This window comes from Pseudoalteromonas sp. MMG022 (genome assembly GCF_021654245.1).
Taxonomy (GTDB): Bacteria; Pseudomonadota; Gammaproteobacteria; order Enterobacterales; family Alteromonadaceae; genus Pseudoalteromonas; species Pseudoalteromonas amylolytica.
In genome coordinates this window covers 44,903-64,687 of record NZ_JAKFZQ010000002.1, presented here as the reverse complement: position 1 = coordinate 64,687, position 19,785 = coordinate 44,903, and the positions used below count along the sequence as shown (strand labels likewise).

The following is a 19,785-nucleotide window of genomic DNA, read 5'->3' as shown; positions in this document are numbered from 1 at the left end:
GCCCATTGACTAACTATTTAAGCATCAACTTTTTAACTAAATTAATCAGTATCTTAGATTGCTTCACCATAAGCTTGGTTCGTAGCTGAGTTTTTCTATCGCTATGCAAAATGCTTTTCGCGTGGCTCACAGTCAAGAACCCTTCTTTTGCATGGTATTGACCCATACCAGAGTTCCCTACTCCACCAAAAGGTAAATCTTCAACGGTAACCTGAAGAACAACCTCATTGATTGCAAGAGAGCCAGTACGTATGGTTTTGTTCGCCCTATCTATTAAGTTGTCATCATTGCTGAACAGGTATGTTGCCAGTGGCCGCTCACCTAGCTCCACTTTTCGCAAAGCGGCATCAATATTATCTACAATCACAATCGGTAAGAGAGGCCCAAATATCTCATTTTGCATCACGGCCATATCTTCTTTGACGTCTGTGATTAAATGTAACCCCATCCTTTGAGGCTGATACTGCGTCTTAATTGGCGGCCATATAGTCGCAGCCTTTTCTTGCGCATCATGTAACACCTGATGCAGACGATTGAATTGCTTTTCATTGATGATGCTGGTTATCTTTGAGTCATTTTCCTGATCTGGATAGTAGGCTTGGTAACACGCCTTTAATTCATTAATCAGCGGCTGTGCGCATTGCTTTGTAACCATGACATAATCGGGTGCTACACATATTTGCCCCGCATTGAGTAACTTACCAAACAATATGCTTCTAGCTGTGTGGGCAATATCTGCGTCATCAGCCACAATCACCGGCGATTTACCACCAAGTTCTAATGTCACAGGCACCAAGTTTTCAGCGGCTGCAGCCATGACCTTTTTGCCGATTTCACTGGCACCTGTAAAAAATAGATGATCGAACTTCAATTTTGAAAATGCCGCAGCAACGTGATGATCTCCTTCCACCACAATACAATGCTCTTGTACATCAGCAAATATATCTTTAATGACCTGATTTACGTTAGGTGTAAATTCACTGAGCTTTAGCATCACTCTATTGCCCGCTGCCAGTGCCGTAATGACAGGCGTTAATGCCAGTTGTATTGGGTAGTTCCATGGCGCAATCACACCCACAACACCTTTTGGCGTATATTGCACATGTGCTTTTGACGGCCACAGCAAAAAGCCGGCTTGCCTTTTGTCAGGCTTCATCCATCTTTTTAGGTGTTTTAAAATGTAGTCAAACACACTCAGTGTTGGAATTACATCCCCAAAAATGGAATCAAACTCAGTTCTGCCATTAAAGTCTTTATCAGCGGCTGCAACCAAGGCGTCACTGTTATCAACAACACGACGCCTAAGTGTGTTCAACAACTCACACCTTGCTTGATAGCTCCTGTAGGGCTCTTGCAAAAAACCAGCCTGCAGTGACATAAGTTGTTTATTTAGCTCTGATAATGACTCTACTTGCATATGCTATATATCCATATTAGTGATTAGACCACTATAACAAGCGCTCAAAAGAACGCAATATATTCACTTTATATGGCCATACACACAAAGGTGAGAGTGTTACACAGGGTGAGGTTTTCAGATGTAAACCTACAACTAGCTCGTTTCAACACATGATTTGATTACTTTTATTGTTAGATATCGGATATGTGCCGGAAGCGGACATTTTGGTTTAGCTCGTTTCTGCCCCAAGATGGGTTAACATTTTTATATCAAAGGTCTGTTTTGAGCGAATTGCAGACATCGGACTTTCCGACCCTAAAAGGTAAACTCGCTTGCATGGCCGAAATAACAAACTGTTTTGAATATTTAGCCAAGGAGCTTTTTAGTGTTGGATATAGCCAAAAGAATCGAACTCATAAATGCACTTTTAGAACAAGATACTGAACAGAGCCTTACTTATGCTGCTTTAGAATGTAGACTTACATTAGAATACCTGTGCTACGAACGGTTTAAACTCTACCTATCATACCTATCATACCTATCACAAAATGACTTAAAAACTGGCAGCCCAAACACATCATTAAACAAATTTCAGATCAAATTGATGACCATGTTTCAAAAGAGTTCTCGATATCAATATCAACTGAAAAAATAAATGGTAGATCTCCAGAAACGAGAGAAGAATTTGAATCGATAGAATACACCCCTTTGGGTACTCAATCGGAACTTAAGTTTAATAGACTACATAGCCTGTGGAATGGTGTATCTAACGTTGCTTTACATATTCCACTGCCAAGCATATCCTCTGGAAATATTGATATTTATGGCGAAAAAGGCCGTATCAGAAAGAAAGTCGTAGACGTTATTTCATTTCTTTCTGATATTAAAGGCAACCTATTGATGGGAGGCTCTTTCGGAGAAGAATATAGCTTTAATTGCTCCGCATGTAAGACCAAACTAAAACGACCTGTAAAAAGCTTGCTCGGTAAAACAGTTTTAAGCTGTATAAACCCAGAGTGCAAAGAAAGCTACGTCATTCAAAAGAATAAAAATGATGGCTTTGAAGTGATTAGAAACATTATTAAGTTTTCATGCTCAGGCTGCGATGAAAACTTAGAAGTTCCTATCAGATACTTTCAAGACTTGCGCTTCAATCAAACGCTGAATATTAAGTGTGCTAAGTGCGATATGTTATCAGAGGTGATTATGAGACCTCTGATGAAAAGCACTAAAATGCGATAAGCCGATTTGTTTTCTAAATACGATAGGTCAGGCTCTTTCTAAGCAAACTCATCATTTTTGTCGGATGGCGGCGCTGCGCGCCTTATGCCGACCTACGCCAACTGGTAGGTTGGTTAAGCCGAAGGCGCCACCCAACAGAGTTTCATGTTCGCGCCTTGTAGGTCCGTTTTTGGCACAAAGCCGTCCTTCACCTCTAACACATCTCTGTCCAAAAATGTGTTAACTCGACTATCTGTTTTTCGCTCATAACAGCCTCCACGGGTTAAACCTACATAGCTATTAGGCCGCGAAGCCTAAGCTTGATTTAACCAGCAAGCTTAGAAACTCTTTGGCAGCACAAAATAGCTATGTGAAGCACATATGGTTGACTCAGTAACCAAACAGCCATGCACCACATGTCATGGTAAGCGCGGTGATAAGTACAATTGCTAAAATATTCATAGCAAAGCCCGCTTTGATCATTTCTCTAATTTTGATCTCACCGGAGCCAAATACAATCGCATTGGGTGGAGTTGCAACGGGCATCATAAACGCGCAACTGGCGGCGATGGCGGCCGGGATCACCCAAATTAATGGTGTACCTGCTATTTGTTCCGCAATGGGGCCTAACAAGGGTAAAAACCCTGCTGCTGTTGCCGTATTGCTGGTAAGCTCGGTTAAGAAACAGATTAGGGCAGCAACCAACAGCACGCCGATAATAAGAGGAACCGCAGAGGCGCCAGCCAATGAGTTTGCAACATAATCGGCCAAACCAGAGCTCTTAATTTGCGATGCTAGCGTCAATCCGCCACCAAACAGGAGTAAAATCCCCCAAGGCAGCTGATTTGCTGATTGCCAATCCATGATTTTTTGCCCCTTGGAACCTGAGGGCAATACAAATAGTAACAATGAGGCGGCGATAGCTATGCCAGTATCCGTGATATTCAACCCCGTCCATTGAGCCAAGTAAGGACGTAAGATCCAACTAGCCGCGGCGAAAACGAATACCGCAAACACGTTTTTTTCAGCAACAGACATTTTACCCAAAGAATCTAACTGCTTAGCAAACAACTGCGCTAAATCAACGTCGCTTGAGGTTACTTTTATCTTAAATGCAAAGCGCGTCAGCCAATACCATGACAGCACTATCATCAGTACACTAAAAGGCGCAGCGAAAGCCATCCATTGTGCAAAGCCAATTTTTATCTGATAGCTTTCCCACAAATATGCCGCCATCAGCGCATTAGGCGCGGTACCTATTAATGTCCCTACCCCACCGATACTGGCGCTATAAGCGATTGCTAATAACAGAGCTTTACCGTAGTTATCACAATTGCTTTTATTTTCCTGAAGAACATGGATAACAGAGAGCGCGATGGGTAGCATCATCAAGGTGGTTGCCGTGTTGTTGATCCACATAGATAAAAAGCCACTCACTAGCATCATTGCTAAGATTTGCACCCGAGCATTGTTGCCACAACGCAGCATAGTGTGCAGCGCAATTCGTTTATGTAATTGCCATTTTTCCATCGCGATAGAAATCAAAAACCCACCTAAAAACAAAAATATAAGTGGGTGGGCATAGAGACTGGTTGCCGCTTTGATATCGTTGATCCCAGCCAATGGCACCGCTAAGATAGGCACTAAAGAAGTCACAGGAATGGGAACTACTTCACTCACCCACCAAATCGCCAGCCAAATCGCCAACCCCGCCGTACTCCACGCTTGTGGACTCAATCCCGTAGGAGGTTGTGTGATACAAGTGATTAAAAACAAGGCTGGTGCAAGCCAGAGCAACAATATATTGATATTAAAGTTATTATTTTTTATTTCTGTCATAAAAGGATAGCCAACTACTTTTTCTTGGCGCTAGTGTATAAGCACATTTTGGACAAAGTATGAAGGAGCAAGTAGCTGACAACAAGCCTAAAAGTGAATAAATCGTTAAAGAAAAATACGGGCGGTGTTTCTGCCCGTATTTATTGTGCAATGTAATGCAGCGCTACTGAGCACTAATTGTGAGTGTCACACCACTACTGGCGCTATAACCTTTAATACCTATGTACCAAGTGCCTGAGGCTGGTGCATCAAAACTACATGACTCTGAATTACCATTTTTGTATGGTCGGCAGTCATACACCGTATCGGAAACCTGACCATTGTGTTTCACATACAAGTCAGCGTCACCTGAGCCACCAGAAATACTTACCGTCAGATTCGAATAGCCTGCATCCAGTGCTTGTTCAAAGTTCAACCAGCTACCGCGGTTAACGCTTAGGTTAGTTTCTTCGCGGTTAATTGGTGTTGGACCATCGCCATTGGTTTGATAACTGCCAGTGAGGCTTACACCGCTAATTTCATTCCAAGCTTCCACCATCACGTGATAAGTACCCACCTGAGCATTACTGATATCACAACGCTCGTTGCTGCTGGAGGTCGTGCTCTTGCAATCATAGCTATTTAACGTCGGTTGCGAGGCAAACTTCACATACAAGTCCGCATCACCTGTTCCACCTGCTGTCACAAAATTTAAGTTACTGCTATTTTCAGGTACTTCTAAGGTATAAAACATCTGTGCTTTAGCAGCGCCTGAGATGCCTGTTTTTGCCACACCATTTTCTAGCTTATTGTCCGGCTCTGGGTCAACGCTACCCGCGTCTTTGGCTAATTCAGCTAAATAGGTAACGGCAAGTTTTGCAAATTTACTGGCATGAGTGGAATCAAACTCCGTGTCATTAATAGTGTGTATTTTACGGTTGACGTCTGACATGGATGATTCAAATGGCATCGAGGCAGCATAGCCTTGTTGGTACCAAGAGGCATGATCAGAACAACCATAACCACATTGGTCGTAGCCATAACTAATTGCAGGTAAATATGTATCTATCAATTGGCCTAGAAATTGGTTTTGCGCACTGTTGGTGTAGTCGGTCATCATAACGATGTCTTGTACGCTACCATTTCGGCCCGTCATATCAAATTGCACCATGCCTACAACATTTTTATTTTGTGATTTGTAAGCTTGAGCTATCGCTTTAGAACCTCTCAGGCCCACTTCTTCAGCAGCAAAGCCCATGATCTGAATGGTACGTTTTGGTTTAAAGTCAGTCGCAACCACCGCCCGCAGAGCTTCTGTTAACACGGCAATACCCGACGCATTGTCATCTGCACCGGGTGCTCTACCTGAGCTTGGGCTTGAAGAGTTAATTGAATCCAAGTGTCCACCAATTACAACGATTTCATCTGCTTTTTCACTACCGGGAATGGTTACCACAACAGAAGACTGAGACCAACTGTGCGCGTAGGAATCTACGCTAATATCGCTGCGTGAAGCACTAAGTTGTTGCCAATGGTCTTTTAGCCACTGGGCAGCATCAACACCGGTTTGTTGCGTGTAATAACGGTTATGAAACGCACTCATAGTATTAACCGTGTTGGTTAAGTTGTTGGCTGTGATTTGCCCTAGCATCGCGTTCACACGATCAGGGTTATCAATACTGTAAGCAACGGTTTGTGCGCTCACTAAGCCTTGATCGACCAAAGACAATTGTTTTAGATATTGTTGTGCTTCGTCATATGATTCATGAGCAACAAAGCCACCACAGCGATGGTAGTTATCATGCATGAAAGTACTTAGCTCGTTAACTTTATTTAAGTTAACCTGCATCAAATTTACCGTGCTTAATTCGGTGGCATATTTTTTTACTGTATCTCCATCAAGCATGCTTTTTAACTGAAAATGTCCAGCTGCTTGTGGACCTATTGTCACCCATACATTGTCGTTTGGCTGCTCAGCCATCCCTACAAAGCTTGCAAAAATGCTGGCGCCAATAAAGGGCAGTTTCAATGCGGTTTTCATGTTTATTTCCTTTACAGTTGCATAAAAAAGGGAGCCGAAGCCCCCTGTGTCACTTTGTAGATTAATTTGCTTTGATATTCAGCGTAACACCGCTTGCAGCGTAGTAGCCACGTAGGTCAATGTGCCAAGTGCCCGCTTGTGGGTTGGTAATAGTACAAGTCTCTTCGTTGCCATTTTTATAAGGACGACATTGGTAAGTTGAGGTTGTTGACTCAGAGCCGAAGTTTACATACAAGTCAGCATCGCCCGTACCACCTGAGATTGTTACTTCTAACGATGAGTAACCAGCTGTTAGCTCTTGGGTATAACGCACCCAATCGCTACGAGCAACCGAAATATCAGACTCTGTACGATTGATTGGCGTTGGACCCTCACCATCACCATAGCTACCTGTTAGGGTAACGCCTGAGATTTGGTTCCAAGCTTCTACCATGACGAAGTAAGTACCTTCTTGGGCCGCACTGATAGCACAAGTTTCAGTTGAGGTAGAGCTAGTGCTCTTACAGTCATAAGTATTTAATGAAGGACGTGAGCCAAACTTCACATACAAGTCAGCGTCTCCTGTGCCACCAGAAGTTGCAAACTGTAGATTCGATGCACCTGCAGGTACATTCATAACAAAGAACTGCTGTTCTTTTGAAGCGCCTGAAATGCCAGTGCGAGGTACGCCGTTGAAGATTTCTTCATCGGTAACAGGTCCACCACAATCACTACCTGAGCTTGCATCTGAGTTTACACCCACAGCAGCAAGTGCTGCTTTTACGTCGTCAGTATTAAAACCTAAGTCACAGGCCGCATCAATCGCACCATTACCTGCTAGATCCCAGTTCGTGCTCGCACTCCAGTACATCTGGTTAGCTCTTGCCATCACTAAGAAAGCTTTTTTTGTATCCCAACCTGTCGTAGTTGCTAGATTATAAAACGCTTTGTTGAACACACCTGAACTGTGGTGAACATCCATACCTGAAGTGTAATCAGATTGATGATCAATCGAACGACCATCCTGAGTTGGATTGTTCATGTAACGAAGCGCGCCATTGGCTTTGAAAATTTCTTGGCCAACTAACCAATCGTTTGTACCCTTCATGTAAAACTCAGCAGCCTCACCTGACATATCAGAGAAAGCTTCATTTAGACCGCCCGACTTACCACTGTATACAAGGCCTGAGTTTTGCTCTGTGAAACCATGGCTGACTTCGTGCGCCGAAACATCTAAGCTAACCAAAGGATAGAATCTATCTTTACCATCACCAAAGGTCATAGCGCTACCATCCCAGAATGCGTTCTCGTAACTGTTACCGTAGTGAACACGCATCTTAAGTTGGAATGACAACGGAGCTGTATTTAGCCAGTCGTTGTACATGTTAAACACAACATTGCCGAAGTAATGTGCGTCATTTAAAGGAGAGTACGCACCATTAATTTCTTTATGTGTATTCTCTGGGCATGTAAAGCTATAAGCCGTTGACCCTGAAGAGCCATGATTAAGGTTGATAGTTTTAACATTTGCGTTGTTCATCGTACATGTGCTGCCAGATTGAGCCACATCTAAATAGCCAAAGTCTGTTCCATACATGTATTTACCCGTTTTGGCATTACCACCTGGGCCTGTTGCATCAGCGTGTTGCAGGTTTTCATAGCTTAATAAAACCTCACCCGTGTTAGCGTCCACAATTTGATATGGGCGAGATGGGCTGTCACCATAAACAACGTATTCGATTTCATACGCTAAGTGTGCGTTTTGACTTTTAGGATCAACCCATACAACTAACTTTGAAGACTCGTTGTGCTTTTCAAGCTTTTTGCCCTGTGCATTCACAGCCGCTATACCGTGCGCTTGCTCAGCACTTGCCATTGCCATCGCTTTATCAAGCATTGGTGTAACAGATGGTACGTCAGCAGCGATATTATATACCGCAGCACCGTGTGCAAATTTTAACTGCTCATTTTTATCAAATGATAAAATCACTGTATCACCAACAACGGGAATACCTTTATACATCTGTTGGTAACGACGTGTTACACCGCCATTAGGTTGTTTAAACTCTTTAAGCAGTATCAGTTCACTGTCGTTGCCCAAGCCTAGTACCTGTGCAGGCTGAGATGACAATACACCAGCCGCTTGAGAATTGACGACATTGAGGACATTTGTATTTTGATTTAGAAACTGCTTGCTTGCAGCCGATGCTGTACCTGCTTGCGCTAATGCTAGCGCTGAGAGTGTGGCTAAAGTGATATGTGATAATTTCACGTTTACGCTCCAATTTGTTGTTTATGTTGTATCCGTCAGGTTCCTGACTTTTATTCAAGCTTCTTATTCAAGCTTTGATTTCAGTGGTGCTGTTTCACCACCTTATCCAGAGTAGACGAGTGAACAAAAAAAAAGCAATCTATTTAACAAAAAATAAACACTTCAGAAATAAAAAATATAAATTTAAAAAACATACAGTTATGAAGCACCTAAAAATCTTATCGTGATTTTTTGGGTAAAAACGTAAAGATGAAGTTACAAACATTAACAACTGTGATACATGAAACTTTAAAAAGTGTTGGCAAGGGTCTCAGTTAGTCAAAAGGTGAAATATTAAAGAATGGATTATGTATGTTAATTAAAGCTAGCAGCTAAAGTTGGTCGATTTATTCGTTTACAAATTCACTAAATGCTCAAACTCTCGTAAAGCATGAACAACACCCATCCGCAAACTTGCTCATTACTTGTGCAAAACCGCTAGAAAAGTGCGTTCACTCCCCTAACGTGCTTAGCATTGAGATGTCATAATTATTTATTTTCATTGTCATACAAACCCACTCAGGTACCTAAACGTCAGACTCAAATTGTGGTTTGTTGTTTTAAAACAGTATTGCTGCTTTAGAGACTTGCTCTAGCAATGGAACAAACGCTGCGAAAATTAAGGAAGTGCATGTAAAGGTTGGCAATTTCATTGACTACGAAGGGTTGCTAATGACATGCAGTAATATGCTGACGCCGATTTAGCAAGTATTTCTACTACTGAGGGGTTACACAGATCCCTGACTTACTCTTTTAGCTTACTAGCTCTAAAACTTTTGCAAATATTGGAGTTGAATACGACGCCCAGCGCCTTGAATTTTACCATCCAGCATACGAGGCTCAAAAACAACGTAGTGTTTATCAAACAGATTTTGCGCTTTGATTGAAAGCGAGCGGTTATCTCCTAAACGCCACGAAAGCACGGCTCCAACCAAGTTATAAGCGCTCTGGTCTACGTGGTCAATAACATCAGGCTCAGGACTGGGCACAAACACGCTATCTCGCCAAATAGTGTTAATGCTGAGTTGAAAAGGTTCCATGTTATGGGTGAAAGATAGGCTCGCAAAGCGTTTAAAACTTGGGCTGAATGGCTCATCAAACAAGTGTGTATAGCCCACCTCGAGCCATGTTGTATCTGATACATTTAACTTTGTATTTAATTCATACCCTTGCATATTGGTATTAAATGTATTCATGAATGTAAAGCGTCTTTGCTCGTTGGGCGAAGCCATTCCACGAATTGGCACTAAATTAATAAAATCTTTCAATTGATTGTCAAACAATACAATATCCAATTCCCAATCTGATTTTTTAGTGTGCCAAACTAGCTCGGTGGTTTTCACATACTCTGAAGTAAGGTTGGGATTACCAACTGTTACGTCATCATTAGAATTCAACTCATTGCTAACAGGCGTACGAAAAGACTCACCGTATTGCAATTTTAAAGTATTACTTGGTGAGAGCTTATATATCGCAGCAACTCGCGGGGATAGCTTACTATCAATGTCTTTAACATCATCATATCGCGCCCCGACGAATAGTGTTAAGTCATCACTGAAAATATGCTTAACTTGCGCGTAAGCCGCTGTTGAGTCAAATGATTGTAATAAACTATTAAACGGCTCATGAGGTTTCACCGTAATAGTGCCATTTTGATAAAATGGCTCGTCAATAAACACATCACCACGTGAAAAATCATAGTAACTGGTATTGATCCCCGCTTCTGACTGCTCTTCTTCGGAGTATTCCACACCCATATTAAAAGATGTAGATGCATTCAAGCGATAAGCAATATCAAGGTTAAGCGCTAGATCCTTGGATTGCCATGACGGCCCAACGAAAAAGTCATGTGCCAACCCAAGCTCTTCAGCAGAGGCTATTAAACCAGCGGAATAAATATTATGTTCGATGTGTTTTAGCGTGCTGCTGATATCCCAGTCGCTGTTTGCTAACCAATGATAAGTCATAGACAGAGCGGTATTTTGGCTTTTATGTTTGTTTTCATTAGACCACCCCGCTAAGTTAGCAAAGCCATTTAGCTGTGTTTGGTTATGCCACACAGACACGTTGAACTCGCGCCATTTTGCACCAAACTCCAAAAAGTAGCTGGCAAGTGGATCCCTGACTCCTTGAAAGTACTTCTCGCCATCTTGGCCTTGCCAAGAAACATTGCCATACACATATGTCTGCTCAAAGAGTGTTTTGTGAAAACTGCCTGCGACCTGCGTGTAACCGTGTTCACCAATGCCAATACTCATTTGGTTGCGCTGTTGAAAAGTAATAATATTCATCACGCCTAGAAATGCATTGCTGCCGTACAGTGCGGAGCCTGGCCCACGAATAAATTCAACTTTATCAATGATATCAACAGACACATGTGGCATGTATACCGACGCTTTACCAAATGATGCTTCATTTAGACGTTGTCCATTGAGCATCACTAATACATTACCACTGTCTAGAAACACACCACGAGTATGCTCTTTTGGCACAGCACCGACCCAATCTCCCCTAGTTGACTGAAAACCGGGCACATAATTCATCAAGTCATAAACATTATTTACACCAAGTAGTTCAATTTGCTGGCGAGTGAAAACAGTGGTGCTGGACGGAACCGTAGCGCGGGTTTCATCGGTTTTTGTCGCTAAATTAATATTTACATCAAGCAATTCTTCAAAAGATAGCGTAAATAGATCTTGTTCAGAGCTATATGCCAGAAATGGAGCGCTCAAAAGCCAAGCAAAAAACAGAGATAGCGATTTGTGTGGGTAGTTTATCATGATTCAGCCAAGCTACGTACACTGACTGAAACCAGATTGTTCAAATTGACAACAGCACAGCGACCTTTCACATCATATTAATAATACAAATGATAGGCTGCTGTGCAAGCTTTAAGATGTAATTTATTGAAAATTATGTGGCTATAGCTTCTTTGGCTTTGAAATATTTAACCAATCCGATAATAGATGCGGCTATCCAAAACAACTCTATAACAAAACTTGCCAAGTTAAAGTTATAACACAAGCTGATCAGCAATAAGATTGCGCCAGAAAGGTTCATAAGATTGTAAGTTAGGCTTTCAGGCGCAGCTTTACCCAGTTGCAGCATAAAAAATGCGCCAACAACTAACCCTGTTCCGCTCATACCTATCACATCAAACAATATATCAATCATGTTTTTGTCCATAGAAAATGCCATATTACTGGCCATCAATATTTCACCCAAACATCACTGGCCCGCTCCATGGGAAGGGTGACTTTCAATCGTTGAAACAGCACAAACGCGCCAATATTATCAGCTCGATAATCCAGAGACAGGATATTTGTCCGCTTGTTTATTTGAACCTGACTTTGCCACCCACGAACTTTAAAGCAGGCGTGCCTCGGATGAGTGTACTGCGGGCAAACTCTTGTTCGCAGTTAGGACAGTGAAGATTATCACGAGTATGATTTTTAACGATACGCTCTACAAAACACTTTACTAACGCCCCTTTGCCACCTTTTCTATATTTAAAAAGCGGTTGAGAACAGTTAGCGCAAAATATATCTATCGTACGAACAGGACCTTTCTTATTTGGCTTTGCCATCTACTACCCAGTAATACTTAAAACAGCCCCCATTAAAACAAATTGGCAGGTATAGTATCCACCATTAATTAAAAACAGCTTCAAAGGTCGCTGCTCAAAAATGTAACTAATGCCCAGTGCCGTTGTCACCAATCCCCCACCTACCAACACACCCAATACAATGGCATCCGTTAGCAATGGATCTTGTCCAAGCAATACTGACATAAAAAATGCTGCAAACAACGCCAACAAAAACGCAACGCCATAAATCAACTTTGGATCGCTCTGTTGTAGGTCAACCTCAGTTAAACCACAACCCTCCATCCATGGTCGACCAAACAACCATGGCGAATACCAAGCTCCACCAAGCATAAATGAAGAGAGCGCCGCCAGTAACACCGCCCAATAGTTCAAGTCGAACATTGACATAAAAACATCTTTCTTAACATTATTGTTTAAATTTAGGCAACTATTCACGAATGGGCAAATTGCCAGTATGCACTTACAATATAGATGATCAGCGTAATTTGACCTGACAAACTAATTACTTATGAGCGGGTCGCTTTTGAAGTTTACGCTGTAATGTTCTGCGGTGCATATTCAACTGTCTCGCTGTTTGTGACACATTACCATCGTTTGCCTTTAACGCTTGCTGAATATGCTCCCATTCAAGCCGGTCCGCTGACATTAGCTCGGTACTCGGCTCATAAGTTGTGCTAAGCTTTTGACCTAAAAGGGTTTGTGCTACTAAAGTGCTATCAGCAGGCTTTGACAAATAATCATCAGCACCTAGCTTAACCGCTTGTACCGCCGTCGCGATACTGGCAAAACCTGTCAGCAAAACCAGCCGACACTTTGGCCGTAACTTGCGGATCATAGGTATAAAATTAAGCCCTGATACACCATCGAGATTCATATCTAGTAGTACAAAATCTGGACACCATTGTTGGCATTGAGACTGAATATCCACCTCAGCGCTGACTATTCGTGTGTCAAAGTTATATCTTTTAAGCCTACGTGCCAATGCATTAGCAAACGCAATGTCATCTTCAATGATCAACAACTTCATGTATTTTTACTGCCCTTTGCCAGCGGAAGTACAACGCGGGTCGTCGTCCCTCTGTGTTGATTATTTTCTATGGTCATATGTCCATGTAAACGCTCTAACGTTGCATTTGACAGCAACAACGCCATACCCAAACCATGATCACTTTGCACCATTTCGTGCCCCAATTTTAATAGTTGTTGCGGTTCAATACCGGCACCATTATCTATGATGTTTAAATACCATTTTTGACTTTTTACGCTACTGTGAATGGTTATTTTATCATCACCCGCCTGGTCATTTGCGCGTGCCGCATTAGCAATAATGTTTAGCAACGCAGGTATAAGCATCGGATCAAACAAAACGACAGCATCATGATGATTGTTATTGATAACCAACTGTTGTTCAGGGTATTGCAACACAATTAATGTATTAAGTTCCTGCAAAATATCTTCAATTGGTATTACGTTTTCAACTTTTGTGCTTTTCAGGTAATCCGCTTGTGTTCTGAAACTATTCAACTGTGCTTTGCACTGTTCTAATGCTAACGCAATGTCATCCCAAACTAGCAGGTCCGGATTTGATTCTTGCACTTCTTCAAACAATAGGTGTAATGTAGCAATGGGTGTGGCCAATTGATGTGTTGCTTGTGCTGCGGCGGCACCCAATGCCATCATCTGTTCATTTTTCAATTGCGTTTCTCGAACTTGTGCTAGTTTTTTCTCTCGTATTTGCAGTTGTTTTGCCAGTACCATCACCACCAGCACCACAGCGAACACACTAAAAACAAAGTTTACCAACATACCCAAAAAGTGTTGATGCATATCCATATGGTTAAGGTGTTGGTCTGGAAGTGTAAAAAACAGGTAGCAGTAACTCACAATCGCACTAAACGCGGTAATTAGCACATAATATCTTGGTAAAATCACCGCAGCAATCATGATTGGTAGCAGTAGTAACGACACAAAAGCATTGCTTGCTCCACCTGAGAGGGACAGTAGCATCGTTAAAAAAACAATATCAGCCAACAGTTGCAACAACATACCAAGGTGGGCTGCCTCATGAGTTTTACGATAAGCATACACACTCGCCAACTGGAAGAGTGATTCTAGCGCAATAACAGATAAAGCTGGCAATATGTCTATATTTTTAGAATAAAAAAAGGTTCCTAACAGAACCATCAACAGTTGTACGACTATGGCAATGGTTCTCAGTAGCAACAACCGACCAATCGCTGAGTTTGGGGAAAAAGCAATCATATGAGAATATCATCGTAAGCAAAGGAGTAAATCTAATGATTTTGCTTCAAATAACAAGTACAAATAGAAAAATCTAATCGTCTAAATGTAAAATGAACTCCCCACAAGGCGTGCCTTGATGAAACACTAAGCGCCAGCTTTGTTGCTCTAAACGCCACAAAGACATTCGCACTGAATAATTTAGCTGACATTTTACACTACGCCGATAAGCCGCTTGGTAACTTAGCTGTGCCAATCCTTCACTCAACATGCGTCCATTAAATGCTTGATTGTAAAACTGGGGCACTTTTTCATCAGGTAAGCGCGACATGACATGTGCTTTGTTAAATATAAGACCGTTTGCAGAGATTTCATAAAAGTCGTCACTGAGTAAATGCGCGAGCTTTTCGCTTGACTGTCGAACGCTGGGTTCCAATAACTGACGCTCTAGCTCTATGAGTTGCTGTAGCAAATCTGCTTTGATTTTATTAGACATAATACCCTGAGGAACAATCTCTACTTTATTTATGAGTCTAGTCTAGACTAAACTCTAAAGACAACATCGGCTGGTGATCGCAAATGATTTTGCTATATAATGCCACGCTACGCCACTGGTCAGACTAGAGTTAAAGAGAACCACATGATTTACGCAAAAATTACAGGGTGGGGGAAATGTATTCCGCCGGCTTCAATTTCTAATGAAGATTTAAGTCAAATTGTAGACACCAACGACGAGTGGATAAGCACTAGGACGGGCATAAAAGAACGCCGTGTAAGTCACGTTACAACAGCAGAACTAGCAACCGTTGCAAGTCAACATGCGCTGGCTTGTGCAGGCCTCAAAGGTGAAGATATCGATTTAGTATTACTTGCCACCTGTACTCCATCAACTATGGTTGCCAACACAGCTTCATTAGTACAAAAAAATATTGGTGCTGTTGGTGCCGCAGCCTGTGATACCAACGCAGCATGTTCTGGTTTCTTATACGCTCTGCAAAACGCCACAGCTCAGATCCAAGCAGGTATGATCAAACGTGCCGTGGTTGTTGCTGCCGAGCGCATGACTTGGTATGTCAACTGGGCCAAAAGAGACAGCGCAGTACTGTTTGGTGACGGAGCTGGCGCAGTTGTTCTTGAAGCCAGCGATGAGCCTTGCGGCTTAATGGGCACAAAAACTGGCTGTGATAGCTCAGATAGAGACATTTTACATATCGGTAACTATGGTACGGATATGGACAAATATCAGCCTGCAGGCCCATCTGATCTGCTATTTGAAGGGCGTGAAATTTTCAAACGAGCGGTAAAAGGGATGAGCGAAGCCAGCGATGACGTGCTCTCACAAGCTAATTTGCAATTGAGTGATATTGATGTACTAGTTCCTCACCAAGCGAACCTGCGCATCATTCAAGCGATTCAGCAACGCTTAGATATTAGTGATGATAAAGTCATGGTAAATATCGACAAATATGGCAACACCTCAGCGGCCACTATCGCTATTGCCTTGTGTGAAGCAGTCGAAAATGGTCTTATCAAACCACACAGCAACATTATGTCAGCGGCGTTTGGCGCCGGACTAACTTGGGCCGCAAGCTACATCAAGTGGGGAGAGAGAGTTACGCCTATTGCAACCTGTGATGCCACTCTACCTGAGTGTAACCAAACAGGTTTAGAGTTAATCGAACCCGCAGTGAAAGCTTGCCAATAAAGCAAGCGCTTTTCGCAGCCCTACTTGAATGATAAAATTTCGATTATTCATTCAAGTAGGGAAAACATTGTGTTTAAACCACACAGCGAAATTAGCCAGCTAGAGCCTAAAGCTATCTGGCAATTCTTTGACCAAATTTGTGCTATCGCACATCCATCTAAACATGAAGAAGCCTTGGCTCAGTTTATTGTCGACTGGGCAACATCTCAAAACCTATCGGTACATCGAGACACAACAGGTAATGTATTTATTAAGAAGCCTGCAACGACTGGAATGGAAGACCGCAAGGCCGTGGTTTTGCAAGCCCATATTGATATGGTTCCGCAAAAAAATGATGACACGGTGCATGATTTTACCTGTGATCCAATCAAACCATATATCGATGGTGAATGGGTAACAGCCACCGGAACCACGCTAGGTGCAGATAACGGTATTGGCATGGCATCTTGCCTTGCTGTACTGGCTGCGGATGATATTTCACATGGCCCACTAGAGGTTTTACTCACTATCGATGAAGAAGCCGGCATGACTGGCGCCTTTGGCCTAGAAGAAGGCTGGTTAGAGGGAGAGATTCTGCTCAACACCGATTCCGAACAAGAAGGTGAGATCTATATGGGCTGCGCGGGAGGTATAGACGCAAGCCTGAAAGTAGCCATAGAACGAGAGGCACAAACTAATTTAAGCACCTATGAGTTGGTGCTTAAGGGCCTAAAAGGTGGCCACTCGGGCGTTGACATTCATACCGGCCGCGCAAACGCAAACAAACTACTTGCCCGCTTCTTACAAAACCATATTTCAGGTATCGACCTTAGGTTAGTGTCTATAAAAGGTGGCTCGTTACGCAATGCTATTCCACGCGAAGCCTTTGCTCAAGTAGCGATTCCAGCATCTCAGCTCGAGGAATTTCAGCAGCACCTTAAAGCTTTTGAAATCATATTAAAAAGCGAGCTAAGTTCTATTGAAACAGGATTAACCTTAACATTAAATGAGGTCAACACTGAACTTTCGCCAATGAATGTAGCATCACAATCTAGGCTATTGGCATTGCTAAACGCCTGTCCAAATGGTGTAGTCAGAATGAGTGACGACATTAAGGGCGTCGTTGAAACTTCACTTAATATGGGCGTGATCACAACTGACTCAGATAAAGTCGAAGTACTGTGTTTAGTCCGTTCACTAATTGATTCTGGTAGAGAGGATGTTGTCGGTACATTACGCTCTTTGGCCACACTGGCCGATGCGGATATTGAATTTTCAGGTGCTTACCCAGGTTGGAAACCGGACCCTGATTCTGAAATACTGCATATTTTCCGTGATGTATACGAAGAGATTTACGGTAAAAAACCTGACATTATGGTCATTCACGCAGGCCTCGAATGCGGTTTGTTTAAAAAACCTTATCCGCATATGGACATGATCTCATTTGGACCCACCATCAAGTTCCCACATTCTCCTGATGAAAAGGTTAAGATTGACACCGTGGGCTTGTATTGGCAGCAAATGAAAGCAATTTTAGCGAATATCCCTCGCAAATAGTATAGTTTTAAAAGCAGGCCGTAATCTGGCCTGCTTAAATACTATGATTTAACCTTGATAACGATTAACTAAGTAATCAAAGGTTGCACGTAAACCTAAACCTTCTCCACCCACTGGGCGGCCAGGTAGAGCGCGTACGTTCCATGCCATCACATCAAAGTGAATCCAAGGCGTTTGTTCTGGTTGAACAAACTCTTTTAGATATAGCGCAGCGGTTATAGCACCGCCAAATGGGGACGAACCACAGTTAGCTATATCCGCAACATCGCTCTTAAACAATTCTTTATACTGATCAAATAGCGGTAATTGCCATACAGGGTCTTGAGATTTCATGCCATACTCAACCAGCTGCGCTGCGACTTCATTGTCAGTCGAGAAAAAGCCAGGTAACTCTGTGCCCAATGCCACACGACAAGCCCCCGTCAGGGTTGCAAAGTCAACCAACAGATCTGGGGTCTCGCTTTGTGCTTCAGCCAAGGCATCGCACAACACCAAACGCCCTTCAGCATCGGTATTATCTATCTCTACCGTGATCCCCTTGCGCGTTTTGATTACATCTCCCGGTCTAAAGGCATTCTTAGATACCGCATTTTCAACTGCAGGCACCATAACACGTAACCGTACGGGTAAATTAGCCGCCATAATCATTTGTGCTAGGCCGATAACATGCGCAGCACCGCCCATGTCTTTTTTCATATTTCGCATACCCGAAGCTGGTTTTAAATCCAAACCACCCGAGTCAAAACATACACCTTTACCTACAAGCGTTAGCTTAGGGTGACTTTCATCACCCCATACAAGGTCCAACAAGCGGGGCTTATTGTCACTTGCTCTGCCTACCATATGAATAGTTGGATAGTTGTGCTCTAATAATTCATCACCGATTAGCTGTGTAAATTTACCGTCAAATCGCTCAGCTAACTCAGACATGGTTTCCGCCAAATGTTGAGGCATCATATCCGCAGCTGGGGTATTAACTAAATCTCGCACTAAATAAATCGCTTGAGCGCTTTGCGTTACACGTTCCAACATGGCGCTATCTTCAAGTGCCAGTTGCGCCTCTACTTTAGCCGCTGATTTATAAACTGAGAATTGATAGGCCCCTAATACAAAACTCAAGGCTTGCTGCTCAACAAACTGCTCTTCACCTTGTAACTGATAAACTCCTTTTGGTAACTGCTTAGCAAGATCACCTGCCAACCACATTGAATCTAAAGAGTCGACCAAGCACACAACACTACTGAGGCCACTGCTTTGCATATCTGGAATAAGGAATAATTTGGCGTTGTTTGTTTTTGCTGATGTAATGACAGTTTGAGTTATCGCAGACTGGCTAGTTAACCATTCATCTAACTGTGACTTAAGAATAAAATGAATAGGTATACCTGAGTCTGCTTGAAGGAGTAATCCGCGCATTATAATGTGTCCCGTACCTGTATAAAGTCTAACTTAAGAATAACAAGTTACGAGCCGTAAATCACTCATTTACGAGAAGGTTTATTAGTTGAAGAAAACGAACTGGGCAAAACATCTACACCGACCCATTGACCAAGTTTCACAATCAATGGAATCGTTATCGGCGCAAATGGCAATAATGCAAACACACCCAACCCCAGTCCTTTAAGCAAATCAAAAAACTGCTTATTAGCGATTTTGAGCTCTTCTTTATGTGCTTTACCTGTACTATATCTTTTATAGATATCCACCATCTCCTTGGTTTCTTGCTTTTCCTGAGATAAAGCCAGCTTGAGTTCAAGCATTGCACGTCGTAGCCTCATTTGCTGTCGACGCTTGGAGATTTTCGCTACCCGAATAGGTGCTTTGTGTACTACCTTGATAAGCCTCATAAAAGTGCCATCAATAAAACTCGTTGCTCCGAGTTTAGCAAAATTTTATTTAATGGTACTATGTGATTTTAGTCTTAAGC

16 protein-coding genes are annotated in these 19,785 nt (G+C 42.5%); 3 read left to right on the top strand and 13 right to left on the bottom strand.

The genetic code is table 11. The features are described from left to right. Positions 1-13 precede the first annotated feature (13 nt). Positions 14-1,417 (bottom strand): coniferyl aldehyde dehydrogenase, encoded by a 1,404-nt coding sequence (locus L1070_RS02015; RefSeq protein WP_237124275.1) that lies wholly within the window; start codon positions 1,415-1,417, stop codon positions 14-16. A 690-nt stretch (positions 1,418-2,107) separates the two neighbouring features. Between L1070_RS02015 and L1070_RS02010 the strand changes: the two genes are divergently transcribed. Further along, positions 2,108-2,641 carry a hypothetical protein gene (locus L1070_RS02010; RefSeq protein ID WP_237124274.1) on the top strand — a complete coding sequence of 178 codons (534 nt, stop codon included), beginning with the start codon at positions 2,108-2,110 and terminating at the stop codon, positions 2,639-2,641. Between the two features lie 369 nt (positions 2,642-3,010). Here L1070_RS02010 and L1070_RS02005 read toward each other — a convergent pair whose 3' ends face one another. The 10 genes from L1070_RS02005 to L1070_RS01960 all read right to left on the bottom strand — a co-directional run bounded on the left by L1070_RS02005 (position 3,011) and on the right by L1070_RS01960 (position 15,113). After that, complete coding sequence (locus L1070_RS02005; protein ID WP_070983052.1) at positions 3,011-4,459, bottom strand: DASS family sodium-coupled anion symporter; 1,449 nt, start codon at positions 4,457-4,459, stop codon at positions 3,011-3,013. A 163-nt stretch (positions 4,460-4,622) separates the two neighbouring features. Beyond that, the gene (locus tag L1070_RS02000) at positions 4,623-6,479 is read right to left on the bottom strand and encodes a M28 family metallopeptidase (protein ID WP_237124273.1); all 1,857 of its coding nucleotides are present in this window, start codon (positions 6,477-6,479) and stop codon (positions 4,623-4,625) included. 61 nt (positions 6,480-6,540) lie between these two features. Further along, complete coding sequence (locus L1070_RS01995; RefSeq protein WP_237124272.1) at positions 6,541-8,730, bottom strand: pre-peptidase C-terminal domain-containing protein; 2,190 nt, start codon at positions 8,728-8,730, stop codon at positions 6,541-6,543. Between the two features lie 806 nt (positions 8,731-9,536). After that, a complete protein-coding gene (locus tag L1070_RS01990; protein ID WP_237124271.1) occupies positions 9,537-11,549 on the bottom strand; it encodes a TonB-dependent receptor in 2,013 nt (670 codons plus the stop codon). A 133-nt stretch (positions 11,550-11,682) separates the two neighbouring features. Next, on the bottom strand, positions 11,683-11,943 hold the full coding sequence (locus tag L1070_RS01985) for a hypothetical protein (protein WP_070983101.1): 261 nt from the start codon (positions 11,941-11,943) through the stop codon (positions 11,683-11,685). Positions 11,944-12,103: 160 nt separating this feature from the next. Beyond that, positions 12,104-12,355, bottom strand: a complete 252-nt coding sequence (locus tag L1070_RS01980) for a hypothetical protein (RefSeq protein WP_070983056.1) — start codon at positions 12,353-12,355, stop codon at positions 12,104-12,106. Positions 12,356-12,358: 3 nt separating this feature from the next. After that, positions 12,359-12,763: a DUF1761 domain-containing protein gene (locus L1070_RS01975; RefSeq protein WP_070983057.1), complete on the bottom strand. Its 405-nt coding sequence runs from the start codon at positions 12,761-12,763 to the stop codon at positions 12,359-12,361. A gap of 115 nt (positions 12,764-12,878) precedes the next feature. Further along, entirely contained in the window at positions 12,879-13,403 is a 525-nt protein-coding gene (locus L1070_RS01970; protein WP_070983058.1) for a response regulator, read from the bottom strand. Beyond that, entirely contained in the window at positions 13,400-14,638 is a 1,239-nt protein-coding gene (locus L1070_RS01965; RefSeq protein ID WP_237124270.1) for a sensor histidine kinase, read from the bottom strand. The genes L1070_RS01970 and L1070_RS01965 overlap by 4 nt, the downstream gene beginning before the upstream one ends. Positions 14,639-14,711: 73 nt before the next feature. Next, positions 14,712-15,113, bottom strand: coding sequence for a DUF4440 domain-containing protein (locus L1070_RS01960; protein ID WP_237124269.1), 402 nt, complete (start codon positions 15,111-15,113; stop codon positions 14,712-14,714). 144 nt (positions 15,114-15,257) lie between these two features. On the opposite strand from L1070_RS01960, the gene L1070_RS01955 reads away from it, so the two are divergent. Then, the gene (locus L1070_RS01955) at positions 15,258-16,322 is read left to right on the top strand and encodes a ketoacyl-ACP synthase III (RefSeq protein ID WP_070983061.1); all 1,065 of its coding nucleotides are present in this window, start codon (positions 15,258-15,260) and stop codon (positions 16,320-16,322) included. Positions 16,323-16,391: 69 nt separating this feature from the next. Further along, positions 16,392-17,858: a beta-Ala-His dipeptidase gene (locus L1070_RS01950; RefSeq protein ID WP_237124268.1), complete on the top strand. Its 1,467-nt coding sequence runs from the start codon at positions 16,392-16,394 to the stop codon at positions 17,856-17,858. Positions 17,859-17,906: 48 nt separating this feature from the next. On the opposite strand, the gene L1070_RS01945 is transcribed toward L1070_RS01950, so the two are convergent. After that, complete coding sequence (locus tag L1070_RS01945) at positions 17,907-19,274, bottom strand: leucyl aminopeptidase family protein (RefSeq protein WP_237124267.1); 1,368 nt, start codon at positions 19,272-19,274, stop codon at positions 17,907-17,909. A 65-nt stretch (positions 19,275-19,339) separates the two neighbouring features. After that, entirely contained in the window at positions 19,340-19,705 is a 366-nt protein-coding gene (locus L1070_RS01940; protein WP_070983064.1) for a hypothetical protein, read from the bottom strand. Between the last annotated feature and the right edge of the window lie 80 nt (positions 19,706-19,785).